This is a genomic window from Vitreoscilla massiliensis (assembly GCF_001457815.1).
GTDB lineage: Bacteria > Pseudomonadota > Gammaproteobacteria > Burkholderiales > Neisseriaceae > Vitreoscilla > Vitreoscilla massiliensis.
The window spans coordinates 635,127-653,090 of record NZ_LN898221.1; the positions used below are offsets into that span (position 1 = coordinate 635,127).

The 17,964-nt window shown below is 47.7% G+C and carries 21 protein-coding genes; 9 read left to right on the top strand and 12 right to left on the bottom strand.

From position 1 onward, the window contains the following. Positions 1-323: 323 nt before the first annotated feature. The 5 genes from BN3003_RS14635 to BN3003_RS14655 all read right to left on the bottom strand — a co-directional run bounded on the left by BN3003_RS14635 (position 324) and on the right by BN3003_RS14655 (position 4,116). A complete protein-coding gene (locus tag BN3003_RS14635; protein ID WP_159061468.1) occupies positions 324-1,397 on the bottom strand; it encodes a metal ABC transporter solute-binding protein, Zn/Mn family in 1,074 nt (357 codons plus the stop codon). After that, the gene (locus BN3003_RS14640; RefSeq protein ID WP_082625685.1) at positions 1,394-2,260 is read right to left on the bottom strand and encodes a metal ABC transporter permease; all 867 of its coding nucleotides are present in this window, start codon (positions 2,258-2,260) and stop codon (positions 1,394-1,396) included. Before BN3003_RS14640 ends, BN3003_RS14635 begins: the two co-directional genes overlap by 4 nt. Beyond that, a complete protein-coding gene (locus BN3003_RS14645) occupies positions 2,260-3,012 on the bottom strand; it encodes a metal ABC transporter ATP-binding protein (RefSeq protein WP_058358072.1) in 753 nt (250 codons plus the stop codon). Before BN3003_RS14645 ends, BN3003_RS14640 begins: the two co-directional genes overlap by 1 nt. A 172-nt stretch (positions 3,013-3,184) precedes the next feature. Next, the gene (locus BN3003_RS14650; protein WP_058357382.1) at positions 3,185-3,529 is read right to left on the bottom strand and encodes a hypothetical protein; all 345 of its coding nucleotides are present in this window, start codon (positions 3,527-3,529) and stop codon (positions 3,185-3,187) included. A 371-nt stretch (positions 3,530-3,900) separates the two neighbouring features. Continuing rightward, positions 3,901-4,116: an HP1242/YdcH family protein gene (locus BN3003_RS14655; RefSeq protein WP_058357383.1), complete on the bottom strand. Its 216-nt coding sequence runs from the start codon at positions 4,114-4,116 to the stop codon at positions 3,901-3,903. A 682-nt stretch (positions 4,117-4,798) separates the two neighbouring features. On the opposite strand from BN3003_RS14655, the gene BN3003_RS14660 reads away from it, so the two are divergent. From BN3003_RS14660 to BN3003_RS14690, 7 genes are all read left to right on the top strand, one after another. Then, positions 4,799-5,527 carry a YebC/PmpR family DNA-binding transcriptional regulator gene (locus tag BN3003_RS14660; RefSeq protein ID WP_058357384.1) on the top strand — a complete coding sequence of 243 codons (729 nt, stop codon included), beginning with the start codon at positions 4,799-4,801 and terminating at the stop codon, positions 5,525-5,527. A gap of 82 nt (positions 5,528-5,609) precedes the next feature. Continuing rightward, complete coding sequence (locus BN3003_RS14665) at positions 5,610-6,401, top strand: META and DUF4377 domain-containing protein (protein ID WP_058357385.1); 792 nt, start codon at positions 5,610-5,612, stop codon at positions 6,399-6,401. Between the two features lie 66 nt (positions 6,402-6,467). Next, positions 6,468-6,686 (top strand): hypothetical protein, encoded by a 219-nt coding sequence (locus BN3003_RS14670; protein WP_058357386.1) that lies wholly within the window; start codon positions 6,468-6,470, stop codon positions 6,684-6,686. A gap of 1 nt (position 6,687) precedes the next feature. Continuing rightward, positions 6,688-7,062 carry a VanZ family protein gene (locus BN3003_RS14675; RefSeq protein ID WP_058357387.1) on the top strand — a complete coding sequence of 125 codons (375 nt, stop codon included), beginning with the start codon at positions 6,688-6,690 and terminating at the stop codon, positions 7,060-7,062. Further along, entirely contained in the window at positions 7,059-8,396 is a 1,338-nt protein-coding gene (locus BN3003_RS14680) for an aminopeptidase P N-terminal domain-containing protein (protein WP_058357388.1), read from the top strand. Before BN3003_RS14675 ends, BN3003_RS14680 begins: the two co-directional genes overlap by 4 nt. A 111-nt stretch (positions 8,397-8,507) precedes the next feature. Further along, complete coding sequence (locus tag BN3003_RS14685; protein WP_058357389.1) at positions 8,508-9,122, top strand: MlaC/ttg2D family ABC transporter substrate-binding protein; 615 nt, start codon at positions 8,508-8,510, stop codon at positions 9,120-9,122. 98 nt (positions 9,123-9,220) lie between these two features. Further along, a complete protein-coding gene (locus BN3003_RS14690) occupies positions 9,221-9,685 on the top strand; it encodes a GNAT family N-acetyltransferase (RefSeq protein ID WP_058357390.1) in 465 nt (154 codons plus the stop codon). A 204-nt stretch (positions 9,686-9,889) separates the two neighbouring features. On the opposite strand, the gene BN3003_RS14695 is transcribed toward BN3003_RS14690, so the two are convergent. From BN3003_RS14695 to phaR, 7 genes are all read right to left on the bottom strand, one after another. Next, a complete protein-coding gene (locus BN3003_RS14695; protein WP_058357391.1) occupies positions 9,890-10,192 on the bottom strand; it encodes a hypothetical protein in 303 nt (100 codons plus the stop codon). A 172-nt stretch (positions 10,193-10,364) separates the two neighbouring features. Next, positions 10,365-11,270, bottom strand: coding sequence for a GTPase Era (gene era / locus BN3003_RS14700; protein WP_058357392.1), 906 nt, complete (start codon positions 11,268-11,270; stop codon positions 10,365-10,367). Beyond that, entirely contained in the window at positions 11,267-11,983 is a 717-nt protein-coding gene (rnc, locus tag BN3003_RS14705) for a ribonuclease III (RefSeq protein ID WP_058357393.1), read from the bottom strand. The genes era and rnc overlap by 4 nt, the downstream gene beginning before the upstream one ends. A 101-nt stretch (positions 11,984-12,084) precedes the next feature. Then, complete coding sequence (gene lepB / locus BN3003_RS14710; RefSeq protein ID WP_058357394.1) at positions 12,085-13,131, bottom strand: signal peptidase I; 1,047 nt, start codon at positions 13,129-13,131, stop codon at positions 12,085-12,087. Positions 13,132-13,134: 3 nt separating this feature from the next. After that, complete coding sequence (gene lepA, locus BN3003_RS14715; RefSeq protein ID WP_058357395.1) at positions 13,135-14,928, bottom strand: translation elongation factor 4; 1,794 nt, start codon at positions 14,926-14,928, stop codon at positions 13,135-13,137. 92 nt (positions 14,929-15,020) lie between these two features. Next, positions 15,021-15,278, bottom strand: coding sequence for a glutaredoxin family protein (locus tag BN3003_RS14720; RefSeq protein WP_058357396.1), 258 nt, complete (start codon positions 15,276-15,278; stop codon positions 15,021-15,023). Next, positions 15,268-15,756, bottom strand: a complete 489-nt coding sequence (gene phaR, locus BN3003_RS14725) for a polyhydroxyalkanoate synthesis repressor PhaR (protein WP_058357397.1) — start codon at positions 15,754-15,756, stop codon at positions 15,268-15,270. Before phaR ends, BN3003_RS14720 begins: the two co-directional genes overlap by 11 nt. Before the next feature lie 368 nt (positions 15,757-16,124). On the opposite strand from phaR, the gene BN3003_RS14730 reads away from it, so the two are divergent. Together BN3003_RS14730 and BN3003_RS14735 are read left to right on the top strand one after the other, a co-directional pair. Next, the gene (locus BN3003_RS14730; protein WP_058357398.1) at positions 16,125-16,673 is read left to right on the top strand and encodes a phasin family protein; all 549 of its coding nucleotides are present in this window, start codon (positions 16,125-16,127) and stop codon (positions 16,671-16,673) included. 111 nt (positions 16,674-16,784) lie between these two features. Continuing rightward, positions 16,785-17,912 carry a M14 family metallopeptidase gene (locus BN3003_RS14735; RefSeq protein WP_058357399.1) on the top strand — a complete coding sequence of 376 codons (1,128 nt, stop codon included), beginning with the start codon at positions 16,785-16,787 and terminating at the stop codon, positions 17,910-17,912. The last annotated feature ends 52 nt before the right edge of the window (positions 17,913-17,964 follow it).

The following is a 17,964-nucleotide window of genomic DNA, read 5'->3' on the forward strand; positions in this document are numbered from 1 at the left end:
CACTCCAAGAACAATATAATGGGCTAACAATGATTACCCACCTGCAAAACACTTACCACAGCATGAATCTCGCTGAGTGCATCTTATTGACAGGCCGCATTGACACATTTTTTAATCTGCCCATCACAGCGTTTATCTCTTAAATCGCAATCATCTACCACCGCAAGCTTTTAACACTGGCACCGAAGCCATGCACAGCCATCGATAAGCGACAGCAAAACATAAGCAGCCAACAGTATTGAAACCACAAACCAAAGTGGCCTGTAAACCCTACTAAGGATTTACAGGCCGCTTTGATTCTATTCTCTCCACTTTTCACGCCATCAATGCTGCAAAGCCTGCACCAATAAATCGACATTGTGGCGGTAAAAACTGAAGTAATCGGGCGCATCCGAGCTTAAAGCGTCGGAGTATAACTTGCCATTGATTTGCAAACCGGTTTCGCGACCCAATTGTTGCAACAAGCGCGCATCGTTGACGTTTTCCACAAACACCGCTTGGATATGCTCGCTGCGCACTTGGCGGATTAAATCCACTAGCGTTTTGGCCGAAGCCTCGGCTTCATGGCCGCCGCTGACGGGTGCATAAAACTGGATTTGATAGCGCCGACCCATATACGCAAACGCGGCATGGCTGGTCAAAACTTTACGCTTGGCCACCGGAATGGCCGCAAATTTGCGCACGGTTTCGCCGTGTAATTGCGCCAATTTCAGTTGGTATAGCTGCCATTGCAAACTCAAACGCAGCGCTTGCTCAGGCTGTTGCTTGATCAAAGCCTTGCTGATGTTGGCGGTATACAGTGGCATGTTCAGCGGGTCTAGCCACACATGTGGGTCTAGCGCTGCCGCGTCTTCTGATTCGTGCGCGTGTTCGTCTGCGTGCCCATGTTCTTCGGCATGTTCATGTTCATCGTTATGCTCGTGCCCATCATGCTCATGCCCTGCTTGTGCATGTTGCTGCGCCAAGGCCTCGTGCTCATGCTCGGCGTGTTCAGCAGCGGTTTCACCTGCATGGTCGTGCGCGCCTTCATCGTGGTGGTCGTGACCACCGCGCAGCAGATTTTGCAAACCGGCACCGGCTTCCACTATCGGCAAACGGGTAGACTGCGCGGCGCGTTGCAAAGCGGCCGATTCAAAGCCCAAGCCATTGAAGATGATTAACTGACTTTTTTGCATGGTTTGCACATCGCGGGCGCGCAATTGGTAGGTGTGGCTGTTGCCATTGATGCCAACCAAGGTGTGCACTTGGGTGTTATTCGGCTTGCCCAATAAAGACTGAGTGATGTTTTCCAAGATGCTGAAGCTGGTGGTGACTTGGCGGGTGGGTGCAGCCAAAGCGGCCTGTAAACCCAAACTGGCAAGCACGACTGCAGCCAAAATATGTGTGCGTGTTTTCATGCTTTTTTGTGGCGGCCGCGCACCCATTGCGCCACCAAACCACCCTCTTTACCCAAAAATACCGACAGTAAATACACCAAGCCGCACAACAATATGATCGCAGGGCCAGATGGAATTTCGATGTAAAACGACAGCAGCAAGCCACCATAGCCGCACAGCAAGGCGATAAAAGCGCTGCATGCCAAGATCAGACCCAAGCGTTGCGACCACAAACGTGCGCTGATGGCAGGCAACATCATCAAGCCTACTGACATCAGAGTGCCCAAAGCCTGAAAACCAGCCACCAAATTCAACACCACCAACAGCATAAACAGCAAATGCCACCACGAGCCTTTACCGCCGACCGCACGCAAAAACAGCGGGTCTATGCTTTCTAAGACCAACGGACGGTACATAATCGCCAAAGCCACCACGGTCACGCTGGTGACGCAGGCAATCAAGGCCAATGATGGCGTGTCTATGCCCAAAATCGAACCAAACAGCAAATTCAACAAATCAACATTGTTGCCGCCACGGCTGACCATCAATACCCCTAATGCCAAGCTGCTGAGGTAAAATGCGGCAAAGCTGGCGTCTTCTTTCAGTGTGGTAAAGCGGCTGACCAAACCGGCCAATACTGCCATCACTACCCCGGCGACAAAACCGCCCAAACTCATGGCTGGCACACTCAAACCCGCCAACATATAGCCGGCAGCAGCGCCAGGCAAAACGGCATGGCTTAAGGCATCGCCCATCAAACTCATGCGCCGTATCACCAAAAACACCCCGACAGGCGCCGCACTCAAGGCCAAAAACACCACCGACACCAAGGCCGCACGCATGAATTGAAATTCGGTGAAGGGGCTCACCAACACATCCCACATCATTCTTCCACCAATTTGTTTTGCGGCACTTCACACCACTCTTTGTTTGCATGGCCGGTTTGCAAAGCCGCAAATGCGGCCTGTAAATTGGCATCGGTTAACACTTGCTCAGTTTTGCCACAGGCGATGACTTCACGGGCTATCATCACCGTATTGGGAAAATAGGCGCGCACTTGTTCATAATCGTGCAACACCGCTATCACCGATTTGCCTTGTTTTAAGCACTGTTGCAACACTTCCAATAAGGCAAACGTGGTCGCCGCGTCCACGGCGTTGAAAGGCTCATCCAGCAGCAAAAAGCGCGCGTTTTGCACCAACATGCGTGCAAATAGCACGCGTTGAAACTGGCCATTGGACAAGGCGCCGATGTTTTTATGCGCGACGCTGTCCATGCTGACGCGCTGCAAAGCCTCGTGCACACGCACTTTTTGGGCTTTGTTTACCCGTCCAAAAAAGCCGATTTTATACCACAAGCCCATGGCAGCCAATTCAAACACCGTCATCGGTTGGCTGCGGTCGACATCGGATTGTTGCGGCAGATAGGCAATGTCTTGACGCTGTAATTGTTGAAATTCCACCCGACCGGTATCGGCTTTGACCAAGCCCATCATCGCTTTTAACAAAGTGGATTTGCCCGCGCCATTGGGGCCGAAAATGGCATACGCACGCGCCTCATCAAATTGCACATTGATGTGGTGGATGGCAGGATGGTGGCGATAACTGACGGTCAGGTCTTGTACGGAAATGGGCATGGCTACACCGCCCACCCAAACAGACACCACACCAGCGCCAAAAGAACAGCAGCCATCACCAAACGTAGGGCGAGGCTGCTTAATAATAATGATTGCATGCCCAGAATATTCGTTGCAAAGATGAAATGATACTATATAACATTACATCTTCTCAAGCCTTATTCTGAGAGCATTATTTGTTCAAACGTTTGTGATTGGCGTGAACGCGGCGACTCAATGGTTTGATGGATTGATTGGCACTGCGTAAAGACTTGTTGATGACTTTTTGGTATTGCTGTGTCGACAATGGTTTATAGCAAGCGCTGTACATGATCCAAGGTGCGGTTTGTAACCAAACTTGCCACGCTTCCGCCCAGCCTTGCGCTTTTTCCGCAAACATCAATTCATATTCCGCCACAGTCTGTTCCGTCCATGGTTGACTGAACATCCACATGCGTTGAGACATCACCATAGGCACTTCCAAGGCCATGCGCGCGCTGGTTTGCCACAAATACCAGAAGTTACGGTTGGATGACATAATAATTCCCTTTTCAATAAACTGCACCCATAATTTGTTGCAGCGCACAAATTATAACACCATGACTTCATGGTATTGTATTTTTTACACATTTTGAGATGGTCTTGTGCGTGTTTGGGTACAAGTATAAATTGAAAGGCTGCCTTTGCGGCAGCCTATGGGAATGGGGTACTTGGATTGGATAGCAACTGTCTGGATGAAATGTTTACCAACATTAATGGTTTTGCCTATTACCAAGTAAACCATGTGTTTCTGAAGATACGTACAATAGACGCTCCTAAAGAAGTCACTGCTTGGATTAATCGGATACTGCACCAAATGTGTTACATACACTATGGGCAACTGCCCATCCTGATTCCGGAGTGTTGCGCTTAAACTTGGATGTCTTTCAAATAACGGTACATCTGGTCTTTCAATTGCAACTTCTGCCGTTTGAGTGATTCCAAATCTTCACCTTGCGCCAATAGGGCATCGTTACTTAAACGTTTTATTTGGTCATCTAACTGCTGATGCTGCTGGTACATCATAGAAAACTCCAAATCATCATCACGAAGTTTCAGCGTCAAATCACGGTATTCCGGGAACATCGCAATCCTCCATATTGCACAGGTTCGAATTAGACTAGCCTATGTAAATCAAGTTCTTAATATTAAAAAAACTTTACATTAATGCATTTGGTATATATGAAAACCTATTAACTATTCCCGTATCCATATCAAAACATTCAATAAGCAATGCGCTTACACACCCAATGCAGCCATTTACACATTTAATATAACAACAGCACTGTGCTTTTCATTTTTATACACATTAATTGATTCAGTTACTCCTGCCTTGAAACAAATAGAGAACTGTTACAGGCCGCATCAGTATGGCAAATTCACATTCATATCAATTAACTCTCCCATCTCGAGGCATCACTGCATCTGTCATCTGTCATTCGTCTAAAAACAAATACACTGACCCCACCTACTTTTATTCCAAGCCACACTCAAAGTCTGTTTTGTCTGGTAAGAGAAATCCATCTAGCTGACACATACTGCTATTTTTTGATAGAATTTACGTTTCGGGTTTTGGCATCGCCTTGATGCTGGTCTTGTTTGCCATGTTGATTTCCAAATATCAACAACTCAGTCAGCGCAAACAAGTCACCCATCTGCACAAAGTTCTGTACTAAACACAGACCATATGCAGAATTATTTTGAATTCACGACGTTTTACGACATGCCGTCCAAACAAGCATGCCAAATACTAAAAAGAGGTTTTAAAATGGCTGGTCACAGTAAATGGGCTAATATCAAACACAAAAAAGAACGCCAAGATGCCAAGCGCGGTAAGATTTTTACTCGCATCATTAAGGAAATCACTGTTGCTTCTAAAATGGGTGGCGGCGATCCTAACTCAAATCCTCGTTTGCGTTTGGCCATGGACAAGGCTGTTGATGCCAATATGCCAAAAGACAATATCCAACGCGCCATCGACAAAGGTACGGGCAATTTGGAAGGCGTGGAATACGTAGAATTGCGCTACGAGGGCTATGGCATCGGTGGCGCGGCAGTGATGGTCGATTGCTTAACCGATAACAAAATCCGTACCGTTGCCGATGTGCGCCATGCCTTCACCAAAAATGGTGGCAATTTGGGTACCGATGGCTGTGTGGCGTTTAACTTTAAACACCAAGGTTATTTGGTGTTTGAACCGGGTGTGGATGAAGATGCCTTGATGGAAGCGGCTTTGGAAGCCGGTGCCGAAGACGTGATTACCGATGAAGATGGTACGGTCGAAATCATCACCGATCCTTATGAATACAGCCATGTCAAAGTGGCATTGGAAAGTGCTGGTTTCAAATCGGTAGACGGCGATGTGACCATGCGCGCGCAAAACGAAGCCGTTTTAGAAGGCGATGAAGCAGTACGCATGCAAAAATTGCTCGACGCTTTAGAAGACTTGGATGATGTGCAAGATGTTTACACTTCTGCAGTGATTGAGTTAGATTAAGTCAAGATGGTTGGTTTTTCACTTGAGCTGTAATTTAATAAGGACAAGTATTCGCTTGTCCTTATTTTATTTGAGGTGAAAAATGACCAAATCTGTACTGAAATCATCATTGTTCTGCGCCACAGCAGGTATTTTAGCATTGTCTGCCTGCGCGCAAACCACTGGCCCCCAAGGCAACAATCCTGATCAGTATTTAAGTCAATACCATTGGAACCTGCAATCGGCAGTGAACCAAAGCAATCAAACTTTGCCTGCATTTTACGCAGGAAAACAGCAACCTGCGGTGACTTTGGACATCAATGAAGGTCGTTTTAATTTACACGGCAGTTGTAACCGCCTGATGGGTTCTTACACCACTAGCGCCAATACGTTTACAGGCGGCATGTTGGCCTCTACCAATATGGCGTGCGCGCCAGCGGCGATGGAACAAGATGGCTCTTTGGCTCTGTTTTTCAGTGAACAAAAAATCAATTATAAACTTAATAAACAAGAAGCACCGACCTTGACTTTCACCAACAACAAAGGTGAAAAACTGGTGTTTGTTGGCAGCCCAACCGCCGATACCCGCTATGGCAGCAAACCGGAAACCGTGTTCTTGGCCGTTTCTCATCAAACCCGTGCGTGCAGTGATGGCGTCAGCCGCGGCCGCCAATGTTTGATGGTCAAAGAAATTCGTTATGGTGAAAATGGCGTCAAGACTTATGAAGACAAAGAATGGTCTAATTTTTACGACCACATCGAAGGCTTTACCCACAATAAAAACACCGACACCGTGTTGCGAGTAAAACGCTACACCGTGGCCAATCCGCCAGCCGATGCCAGCAAATACGCTTATGTTTTAGACATGGTCGTCAGCCAAGCATTGGTTAAATAAATCCACAGCAATACCTGAAGCAATCAGACTGGTACAATAGCCACTTTGTTTAAAGTGGCTATTTGTATGTTTGATGTCTTGATTGAAGCCTGTCGCGACGAAGCGGCGGGCACGGTGGCAGAGATTTTGCAATTTTTCCTCGAAGAATGCGAACTTGAACAAGCACCCGATGCGGCAACGGTATTGCAATGCCGCGACATTCTGAGTGCCCGTGGTGGCAAATTCCAACGCTTGGCACAAATGTGCCAAGACTGGCTGGACGAATCATTACCAGAACCGAATTAACATGAACCGATATGCCATTTATGCCTGCGCTTGGTTTGTCCTCAGCGCTTATGGTTTTTTTATGCGCCCACCGAGCATAGGCGTGCCCTTGTTTCCGCATTTTGACAAATTTGTGCACTTTGCCTTGTTCTTTGGGCAATTGTGGTTGGTGGCACGGGCGCATACCTCGCAAATGCGGCCTGTAAATAACCAACTGTGGTTGGGTTTGGCCTTGGTCTGGGCCATTGCCATTGAGCTGATACAAAACACCTTGCCCAATCGCTCTGCCGATGTGTGGGATGCGGTGGCCGATATGGCAGGCGCTGCCTGCGCCTTGTACATCGCCCACAAAGTCATTCAAAACCGTCTGCGCTTACAGAAAGAAACCTCCTTATGAATCCCGATTACTCGGTGTACCGCAGCCGCCGTGAGCGTGTGTACGATGCCATAGGCAACGGCGTGGCCGTGTTGTTTGCCGCGCCCGAACGCATGCGCAGCAACGATACCGAATACCCTTACCGCCAAGACAGCTATTTTTATTATTTAAGCGGCTTTACCGAGCCCGAAGCAGTGTTGATTTTGAATGGGCAAACGCGCACCAGCACTCTGTGCTGCCGCCCCAAAGACCCTGATATGGAAACTTGGGTCGGCTTTCGCTATGGCCCAGATTTGGCTGCCGATGTCTTTGGCTTTGAAGCGGCCTGTAACACCGCAGAATGGCAAAACCGCTTGCAACAAGCACTGCACCACGCCGACAGCATTTACGCCTTGTGGCAACACGATGGCGTGGCCGACGCCGACATCATGGGCTTGTGGCGCAAACTCTGCGCCGATGTCGCTTACCGCAAAATCGATGGCAACATCATCACGCCGGCACAGCAATTGGGTGATTTGTACCCCATCTTGGACGAAATGCGTTTGATTAAAGACGCGCATGAAATCGACTTATTGCGCCGTGCTGGACAACTCAGTGCCGAAGCGCACAATAAAGCGATGCAAGCGGCCTGTAACGGCGTGACTGAATACCAATTGGAAGCCGAGATTCTGTACCACTTCATGCGCCACAATGCCCGCAGCCCTTCGTATAACAGCATTGTCGCCGCTGGCAAAAATGCCTGTACCCTGCACTACGTGCAAAACAATGCCACGCTTGTTGATGGGCAATTGGTGTTGATCGATGCCGGTGCCGAATACGGCTATTACGCTGGTGACATCACCCGTACCTTTCCCGTCAATGGTCGCTTTAGCGGCGCGCAAAAAGCCGTGTACGACATTGTTTTGGCTGCCAACCAACAAGCGATTGCCGCCATTAAACCCGGCGTGCTGTGGCAAGAGGTGTCGGATGTGGCTTTGCAGGTATTGGTACAAGGCTTGGTCGATTTGAAACTGTTGCGCGGCAGTGTCGACGACAACATCGCCACCCAAACCTACCGCCGCTTTTACATGCATGGCATCGGTCATTGGATCGGTTTGGATGTGCACGATGTCGGTGGCCGTTTCTACCAAGGCCAGCCACGCCGCTTGTGCGAAAACATGTGCACCACCATAGAACCCGGCCTGTACATCAATGCCGCCGATGACATTCCCGTTGAATTTCACAACATCGGCATCCGCATCGAAGACAATATTCGCGTCAGCGCCACTGCCGCTGAGGTGTATACCGCTGCCACACCGAAACAATGCAGCGACATCGAAGCCTTAATGCGTGAAAATAGATTCAGCCGTCAGTAAAACACATCGTTTGATGCAAAGCCGCGTAAATAATCACGGTCTGGCCTTGGATACGGCATACGATTTGCACTTGCAGCAACAGTGACACTCAACCAATATTTGGAGAAAGCAATGAAACAATTGTGGCAAAAATGGTATCTGGGCTTGTTGATGGTATTCGCACTGAATTTTGCCATGGCCAATGATTTGAACCACCCTGCGCAGGTTCAAATGCAGCAAAATTCAAAAGACATCATGGCGGTGATTAACAATACCGGCCTGTCCAATCCACAGAAAATCCAGCGTTTGAATGCGTATGGCGATCGCTATTTGGATTACCAACGCATCGCAGCCTTGGCTGTTGGTGTGCAATGGAAAAATTTCACCCCGCAGCAAAAACAAGACTTTATTGCCGCGTTTAAAGACATGATTATTTCCATGTACTCCAATACCGCACTGATGGCGGCGCAAAATGCCAAAATCAATGTCTTGGCCAAAAACAACAGCGCCAACAGCGCCAGCAAAGCCACGGTTTACACCCAAATCGTCAGCAATAAGAACAAGTCTTATGCTGTCGATTACCAAATGTACAAATCTGGCAGCGTGTGGAAAATCTACAATATCAATGTAGAAGGCGCTAGTTTGGTCACGGTATACCGCAATCAATTCAATGAAATCATCCAAAAACAAGGCATAGATGGTTTGATTACCGCCTTGCGCAACAAAGCCATCAAAAAAGTCAATTAAGCCTGTCAACTGTGGCTGGTTCACACAAGCGTCCTGTAAACTGACAGGACGCTTTTTTCATGTTTGCCTTTTGCAAACACCACCACAAGGAGAGAACCATGCACACTACCGCCATACGTTTATGTACCGTCGCTGATGCCCCATTGGTTGGCGAAATGGTTTGCGCCTTGATACACGAACTCAATCCGGAGTCACCGACCACTTTGGCCGAGTTCCAACTACGCGCCGCCAAGGCTTTACAACACCCACACTATGCCGCCTATGTCTTGAGCCTCAATGATGAAGCCATCGGCTTTATCAGCCTGAACGAATGCTGCTCCACTTATGCCGGTGGCGCTTTTGGCGAAATTGCCGAATTTTATGTGCAACCACAACACCGTTCTCGCCAATACGGCGAAGAACTGATTACCCATGTCAAACACATCGGCAAAGCCAAACAATGGCGCGTGCTTGAAGTGGGCGCCCCAGCCTTCCCCCGCTGGAGCCGCACCATCGCGTTTTACAAAAACAACGGCTTCAAAGAAATCGGCCCAAGACTGAATGTGTCTTTGGTGGATGCATAAGCTGTTTGCTTGTAAGTTGGCTGGCTTGATTGCGGTGCAATGAGCTTCTTTGGGTAACAATGTTATTTAAAAATCAAAGTGGTCTATCTTTCACAGAGCGATGGTAATAATTTGATTTTATAAACAATATCAAACCCATCAAAACAATGACTTTTCAGAGTCAATCATTGTTTTGTCTTACTGAGTGAGGCTTAGCAGCATTTTTTATACGGTGAACTGCCGGATAGGTAGCTTAGAAATGATGAGCTGTATCAAACGATAGAGCCTTTGATTGAACTGCCAGATAGGCAGCTTAGAAAGAATTGACCAAACAAATACAGGCCGCATTGCGGTGAACTGCCGCATAGGCAGCTTAGAAAAGTCAATTAACTCAATCAACGACAAGTCGCGCGTGAACTGCCGGATAGGCAGCTTAGAAAATTCAATCATGCGCCCAACTTGAAGAAGCTGGGTGAACTGCCGCATAGGCAGCTTAGAAATTGGTGTATACACAAATAGACGCGCCATTCTTATCCACTGCCGCACAGGCAGCACTCAAACACATATATGTATGCATACAACTTATAATCACTTACAGTTATAATCACTTACAGAACAACTCACTCATTAAAATAAGCGGCCTGTAAATGCATTCCACACATTTACAGGCCGCTTTTAGCTTGCTTAAAGCATGGCTAACTTACATACCCAATTCATTCAAGAAGCGGATGTCGTCGGCCCAGCCGGATTTGACTTTTACCCACACTTTTAAGAACACCTTGGTATCAAACAGTTTTTCCATGTCCATGCGCGCTTCGGTGGAGATTTTTTTCAAACGCTCGCCGCCTTTGCCGATGACGATGGCTTTTTGATTGTCGCGGTCGACCAATACGGCGATGTAAACGCTGTACATGCCGGTTTCGGCGTCTTCTTCAAATTGCTCTACTTCCACGTTCATCGCGTACGGCAGCTCTTCGCCCAAATAGCGGAACAGTTTTTCGCGCACGATTTCCATCGCCAAGAAGCGGCTGGATTTGTCGGTGACCATGTCTTCTGGGTACATGGGCTCGCTGTGCGGCAACATCGGTTTTAACAATTCGATGAGCTGGGTGATGCGCAAGCCGTGTTTGGCGCTGACCACTTCGGTGGCAGCAAAATCATATTCTTTTTCGGCATTGGCGATAAACTCGGCCAAGACTTCGCGGTCTTTGGCCTTGTCCAATTTGTTCACCACAAACACCACGGGCACATTCTTAGGCATTTGTTCCAATACCGCGCGGTCGGCATCGGTAAAGCGCAAGGCTTCGATGACAAACACCACCACATCGACGCCGTGCACGGTCTCGGTGACGTTCAAATTCAAGCGGTCGTTTAAGGCATTGCGGTGGTAGGTTTGGTAGCCTGGGGTATCGACAAACACCAATTGTGCGGTGTTATCGGTGTAAATACCGGTCACTTTGTGGCGCGTGGTTTGCGCTTTTTTACTGGTAATACTGATTTTTTGACCGATTAAATGGTTCATCAAGGTGGATTTGCCCACATTGGGACGGCCCACGATGGCGACAAAGCCGCAGCGGTAATCGGTCGTATCGGTATTCAAATTCATTTATGGCCTTTTAAAGGTACGTTTTTCTGTACGTAAGTTAATGCTTCTTTGGCAGCTGCTTGTTCTGCCAATCGGCGGCTGTGCGCCTGTGCTTGACATTGGAAGCCCAATTCGCCCAAATCACAAACAATCACGAAAGTCTGATCATGTGCTTCACCGAATTGATCCTCGATGCGGTATTTTGGCAATGGCAAACGGCGTGCTTGCAAGGCTTCTTGTAACAAAGTCTTGGAGTCTTTGCCATTGTTGCGCAAGTCTATGTTGCGGATGCGGTTATTGAACAAACGCGTGACCACGTGTTCGGCCTCGTCGAAATTGGCGTCGAAACTCACGGCGGCAAACATCGCTTCCATGGCATCGGCCAAGATAGAAGGCCGGCGAAAACCGCCACTTTTCAATTCGCCCACACCCAAAAACAAGCAATCACCGACGTTCAATTCGGTGGCGATTTCGGCCAAGGTGTCTTGGTTAACCAAATTGGCACGCAAACGCGACAATTCGCCCTCGGTCATGTCTGGGAAGGTCAAAAACAGGATTTTGGCCACGGTGTAATTCAAAATCGAATCACCGATGAATTCCAAACGCTCGTTATTGCGCGCGCCATAACTGCGATGGGTCAAGGCTTTGTGCAATAATTCTATGCGTTTAAAGCGATAACCCAATTTTTTTTGCAAACGTTCAATTTCTTGATTGCGTTGCACCGACAAACTCATGATGTGTCCTTTACCTTTAACAATGTGTCTGTGTGGTATTTAAAAACAGCAGGCTGCTCAAGTGCAGCCTGCTTAATGCTTGTTGCCCGCAAATTATAGCCTTATTTAATATGGGTTCCAATGCGTGACTTGTCACCAAAGTTCATCCACACAAAGAAGGCTTTACCAACGATGTTTTTGTCCGGTACGAAACCCCAATAACGGCTGTCGTCACTGTTGTCCCGGTTGTCACCCATGGCAAAGTAATGGCCTGCCGGCACTTTACAGGTAAACGCTTCACTGCCCTCGTATTGACACGCGCCTTGTTGCAAGACTTCAGGCCGCACCACTTGTGGGCTGAAAGTCGGTGCTTGTGGCAATTGGTAAATTGGGTAAGTGTGTTTGCCCAATTGTTCTTCCAATACCACAGGCTGCATGTTCACCTGCCCCATAGGCGTATTTTCGATGTACTCGTCTTTGCCTTTCGGGGTTTGCGGCACAGGTTTGCCATTGATGCTCAATACTTTATTGCGGTATTCCACGGTGTCGCCAGGCAAACCAATGATGCGTTTGATGAAGCTGACGCTTTCATTCTCTGGATAGACAAACACCACCACATCGCCGTGGTCTATCTTGTTCACCGGAATGACCACTTGGTTGCTGATGGGCATGCGGATGCCGTAGTTGAATTTGTTTACCAGAATAAAGTCGCCAACCACCAAACCCGGGCGCATGGAGCTGGACGGGATTTGAAACGGTTCGGCCACAAAAGTTCTGAGCACAAACACAATCAAAATAATCGGGAAGAATCCGCTCATGTAATCGACAAAATGGCCAACGCGTTTTTCATACGCATCTTGCTGCAAGATTTTGCGTGCTTCTTTGTCTTCAGGCAATTTGCGCCCAGCCAATTCTTGATTGGCCTTGCTGCGCACCATTTTGCTCACGCCCCAAATCACCCCAGTCGCCAGCACAAAAATCAGCAACACGGCGGTGAAAGACAGGAATTTGGCCAACACACCAAACACCCCCACCATCATCAGCAAATAGCCCCATTGCAAGGTATTTGACCATTCGCCGCTGTCTTGGCGCTGCTTATTGCTCAAGGCAAACAACACCACCCCGATAACGAAGGCGGCTATGGCCATGTACAACAAATTTTCACTCATGAATTACTTGTCTCCAACTTGTAAAATCGCCAAGAAGGCCGATTGTGGTATCTCCACATTGCCCACTTGTTTCATGCGACGTTTACCCGCTTTTTGTTTTTCCAACAGTTTCTTCTTACGTGAAATATCGCCACCATAACATTTGGCCAATACGTTTTTGCGCAAGGCTTTGACCGTTTCGCGGGCAATGATTTGCCCACCGATAGCGGCCTGTATGGCAATGTCAAACATTTGGCGGGGAATTTGTTCACGCATTTTAGAAGCCAATTCACGTCCACGATACACCGAGTTGGCACGGTGGACAATCAAACTCAAGGCATCGACTTTCTCACCGTTCACCAAGATGTCGAGTTTGATTAAGTCGGCGGCTTGGAATTCTTTGAATTCGTAATCCAAAGACGCATAACCGCGTGAAGTCGATTTCAATTTGTCAAAGAAATCCATCACCACTTCATTCATCGGCAAATCGTAAGTCAGCATCACTTGGCGACCCATGTATTGCATGTTTTTCTGAATGCCGCGCTTTTGATTGCACAAAGTCATTACCGCGCCGACATATTCTTGTGGCACCAAAATGGTTGAGGTGATAATGGGTTCAAATATCGTATCTATCGTGCCCAAATCCGGCAATTTGGATGGGTTTTCCACCTCAATTTTGCTACCGTCTTTCATCAACACTTCATATACCACCGTCGGCGCCGTGGTAATCAAATCCATGTCGAATTCGCGTTCCAAACGCTCTTGCACGATTTCCAAGTGCAACAAGCCCAAGAAACCACAACGGAAACCAAAGCCCAAAGCCTGCGATACCTCAGGTTCAAATTTGAGCGAGGCATCGTTCAATTGCAGTTTTTCCAAGGCATCGCGCAAAGCCTCGTAATCGTGGCTTTCCACTGGATACAGGCCGGCAAATACTTGCGATTGCACTTCTTTAAAGCCTGGTAAAGGCTTATCGGCTGGTTTGGCAGCCAAAGTCACGGTATCGCCCACTTTAGCGGCCTGTAACTCTTTAATACCGGTAATCAAGAAGCCCACTTCACCGGCAGACAATTGCTGTTTTTGCACCGATTTGGGCGTGAACACACCCAATTGTTCTACCAAGGTTTCAGACTTGGTCGACATGAATTGGACTTTGTCTTTCAGTTTCAACACGCCATCAATCACGCGTATCAACATCACCACGCCAACATAGTTGTCAAACCAAGAATCGACAATCAAGGCTTTCAATGGCGCATCAATCTCGCCCACTGGCGGTGGAATCTTTTTCACCACTTCTTCGAGCACGTCTTCGATGCCCATGCCGCTTTTGGCAGAACATGTCACAGCGTCAACAGCATCAATGCCAATGATGTCTTCAATTTCCTGCGCCACGCGCTCAGGCTCGGCTGCGGGCAAGTCTATCTTGTTTAAAACCGGCACCACTTCCACGCCCAAGTCGATGGCGGTATAGCAGTTGGCCACGGTCTGTGCTTCCACGCCTTGGGAAGCATCCACCACCAACAAAGCGCCTTCACAGGCAGACAAAGAGCGCGACACTTCATATGAAAAGTCAACGTGTCCTGGGGTGTCGATCAAATTCAATTGGTAGGTGACGCCATCACGGGCTTTGTAATGCAAGGCCGCGGTTTGGGCTTTGATGGTAATGCCCCGTTCTTTCTCAATGTCCATGGAGTCGAGCACTTGCGAACTCATCTCGCGCATGTCGAGACCCCCACAGTATTGAATGAATCGGTCGGCCAAGGTGGATTTACCGTGATCGATGTGGGCAATAATAGAGAAATTTCGAATGTGTTTCATATCGTCCAAAAGCGCGGTCTGAAGTTGTAGAGTGTGGCACATAAAAAAGACAGGCCATTGCCTGTCTTCAACGGCCAGCAAAGGGCGTTATTCTAACCCATTCGAGCCAAATATGCACTGAAAGCCGCATCATCAAAATGCCAGTGGCACAATTCTTCCCCAGCATCGTCCACCAACACAGGCACCAATTCATCGTAGCGGGCAATCAAGTCTTCGTCTTCATCAACATCCACAAACTGCACCGAGACCAAACCTTGCTCAATAGCGGCCTGTAAATGCTGCAACATGTGTTGGCACAAGCTGCAATATACACGGCCGTATAGGGTTAACGCATGCGGCTTACTTTTCATGGCTTTTTGGCATCACGCCCATGTCTTGCCAGAATTTCACCGTTTGTTGCTGCAAAGACTGCTGCCATGACAGCATTTGTTGGTTTTGCTGTTTTAAGCCATCGGTAAACGGATTACTGAACCAAGCACTGTTGCCGCTGCCTTGGTCTTGTGCCACTTTTTGCCAATCGTGAAACAGCTTCATGTTTTGCTCCATAAACGGTGCAAAAATAGACTGTGACGCTTGGCCATACATGCGGATGAATTGGCACAACATCAAATTGTTTAAAATGGGCGAACCGCCCGCCTCTTCTTCCAATAAGATTTGCAACAACACTTGGCGGGTCAAGTCTTCACCGGTTTTGGCATCCACCACTTGAATCTCGACAAAATCAATGATCATTTGTTTGACATCAGCCACCGTGATGTAACCACTGATGGCGGTATCATATAAACGTCGGTTGGGGTACTTCTTAATCAAGCGAATCTCTTTAGACATGTTTTCTCCTTTTGGTTTTTTAAACTGTTGTTAACTGTCATTTTGGCCATTTGTCACACATAATGGGCATACCCGCATTTAAATTGCCTCCAGTTTGAAATAAAGTATAGTATTAATATCCAAAATGGGAAATTACTGGCAAATTATCGCAAACTTATTAAATGCTTAGTGATAATGCTTGTGTTTTTGCAGTGCAACATTTATCATCTGTTCACGTCTAGATTGATACACATTACGCCTAGCATGTTACTGCCAGCGTGTTAGCTTGGCAACCGCAGTGCAACATTGTTCTAAAAGTTGTCCTTACCGAGTATTCGAGTTGTAAAACAGTTAAATTGATTCTTTCTACAAATACCATGGAGACCTCTATGTCTAACTTGAACGAAACCTTCAGCAAAACCAGCTTGGACGCTTTGGCTAAATTGAACGAAGCTACCACTTTGGCCTTAAAATCCACCGAAGAATTATTCCGCTTGAACTTGGATTACACCAAAAAAGCATTTGAACAAAACGCTCAAATCGCCGAATCTTTCTTCAAAAACCCGACCAACCCACAAGAAAGCGGCAAAGACGTTTCTCAGTGGGCCAACAAACAAAGCGAACAATTGACTCAACACTTGCAAGCCTTGTACAAATGGTCTGAAGATGTACAACAAAACACCCAAAAATTGGCTGAAAGCCAATTGGCAACTGCTCAAGAAGGCATCAAAACCCAATTGGACGCTTTGAAAGCCGCTGCTCCTGAACAAGCTCAACCTTTGTTCGACCGCGTACAAGCTGCGTTCCAAACCACCCAACAAACCGTTGCCTCTTTGCAAAGCACTGCCAAAGAAGTTCAACGCAACGTGGCTGAAACCGTAAAACAAACGCAAAAAGCGGCCACTGAAGCTGCTAAAAATGCAGGTATCAAAAACTAATTGAGCCAGAATACACACAACGCCTTTCATTTATGAAAGGCGTTTTTTGTTTTACAGGACGCATCAATTTGAATGCGCTACAATGGCTGCTTCACGAAAGGAAATACACACATGAAAATCAGTACCCAGTTTGATGCCGGTGCCATTACTGTATTGGCAGCAGATGATTTTGAAAACATTCGTTTGCGTTTGCGTCCTGACAATGCCTCAGAATTCAAACAGTGGTTTTACTTCCGCTTGCAAGGCGCAGCGTATGAACATTGTGTGTTGAACATTGAGGACGCAGGCGAATCGGCCTACCCAGAAGGCTGGATTGATTACGAAGCCGTGGCTTCCTACGATCGTGTAAATTGGTTCCGCGTGCCTACCCGTTATGAAAACGGTCAGTTGATTATTGATTACACACCTTTGTCTAACAGCATTTATTTTGCGTATTTTGAGCCTTACTCCAGCGAACAGCATTTGAATTTATTGGGTCAAGCCCAAGGCAGCGGACTGTGCCAAATTGATGATTTGGGCTCGACGGTTGAAGGCCGTGACATCAATTTACTGACCATAGGCAACCAAGCCGCCAGTGATAAAAAAATCTGGATTACCGCGCGCCAACACCCTGGCGAAACCATGGCCGAATGGTTTATCGAAGGCTTGTTGGGTCGCTTATTGGACAGCCAAGACCCGACTGCCCGCGCCTTGCTCGACAGCGCCACTTTCTACATCGTGCCGAATATGAATCCCGATGGTTCGGCTTTGGGCAATTTGCGCACCAACGCCGCAGGTGCCAATTTGAACCGCGAATGGGAAAGCCCTAGCATAGAAAAAAGCCCAGAGGTGTATTATGTGCGCCAAAAAATGCAGGAAATCGGCGTGGACATGTTCTTGGACATCCACGGTGATGAAGCCATACCCTATGTGTTTGTTGCCGGCACCGAAGGCGTACCATCTTACAATGAGCGCATCCAAGGCTTGGAAAACGACTTCAAACAGGCTTTATTGAATGCCAGTCCCGATTTTCAAACCGAATACGGCTATGAAGTTGACCAATTCGGCGATGCCAACATGACTTTGGCCACTTCTTGGGTCGGTCACAACTTCCAATGTTTGGCTTACACCTTGGAAATGCCGTTCAAAGACAACCACAATTTGCCTGATGTGGACTTTGGTTGGAACGGTCAACGCTCATTGCGCTTGGGCGAAGCCATGCTCAGCGCTGTTTTAGCGGTTTTAGGAAAAATACGCTAAAACGCAGCACAACACTGACACCGGCCAACAAAACCCGCTATACTCAATGTAA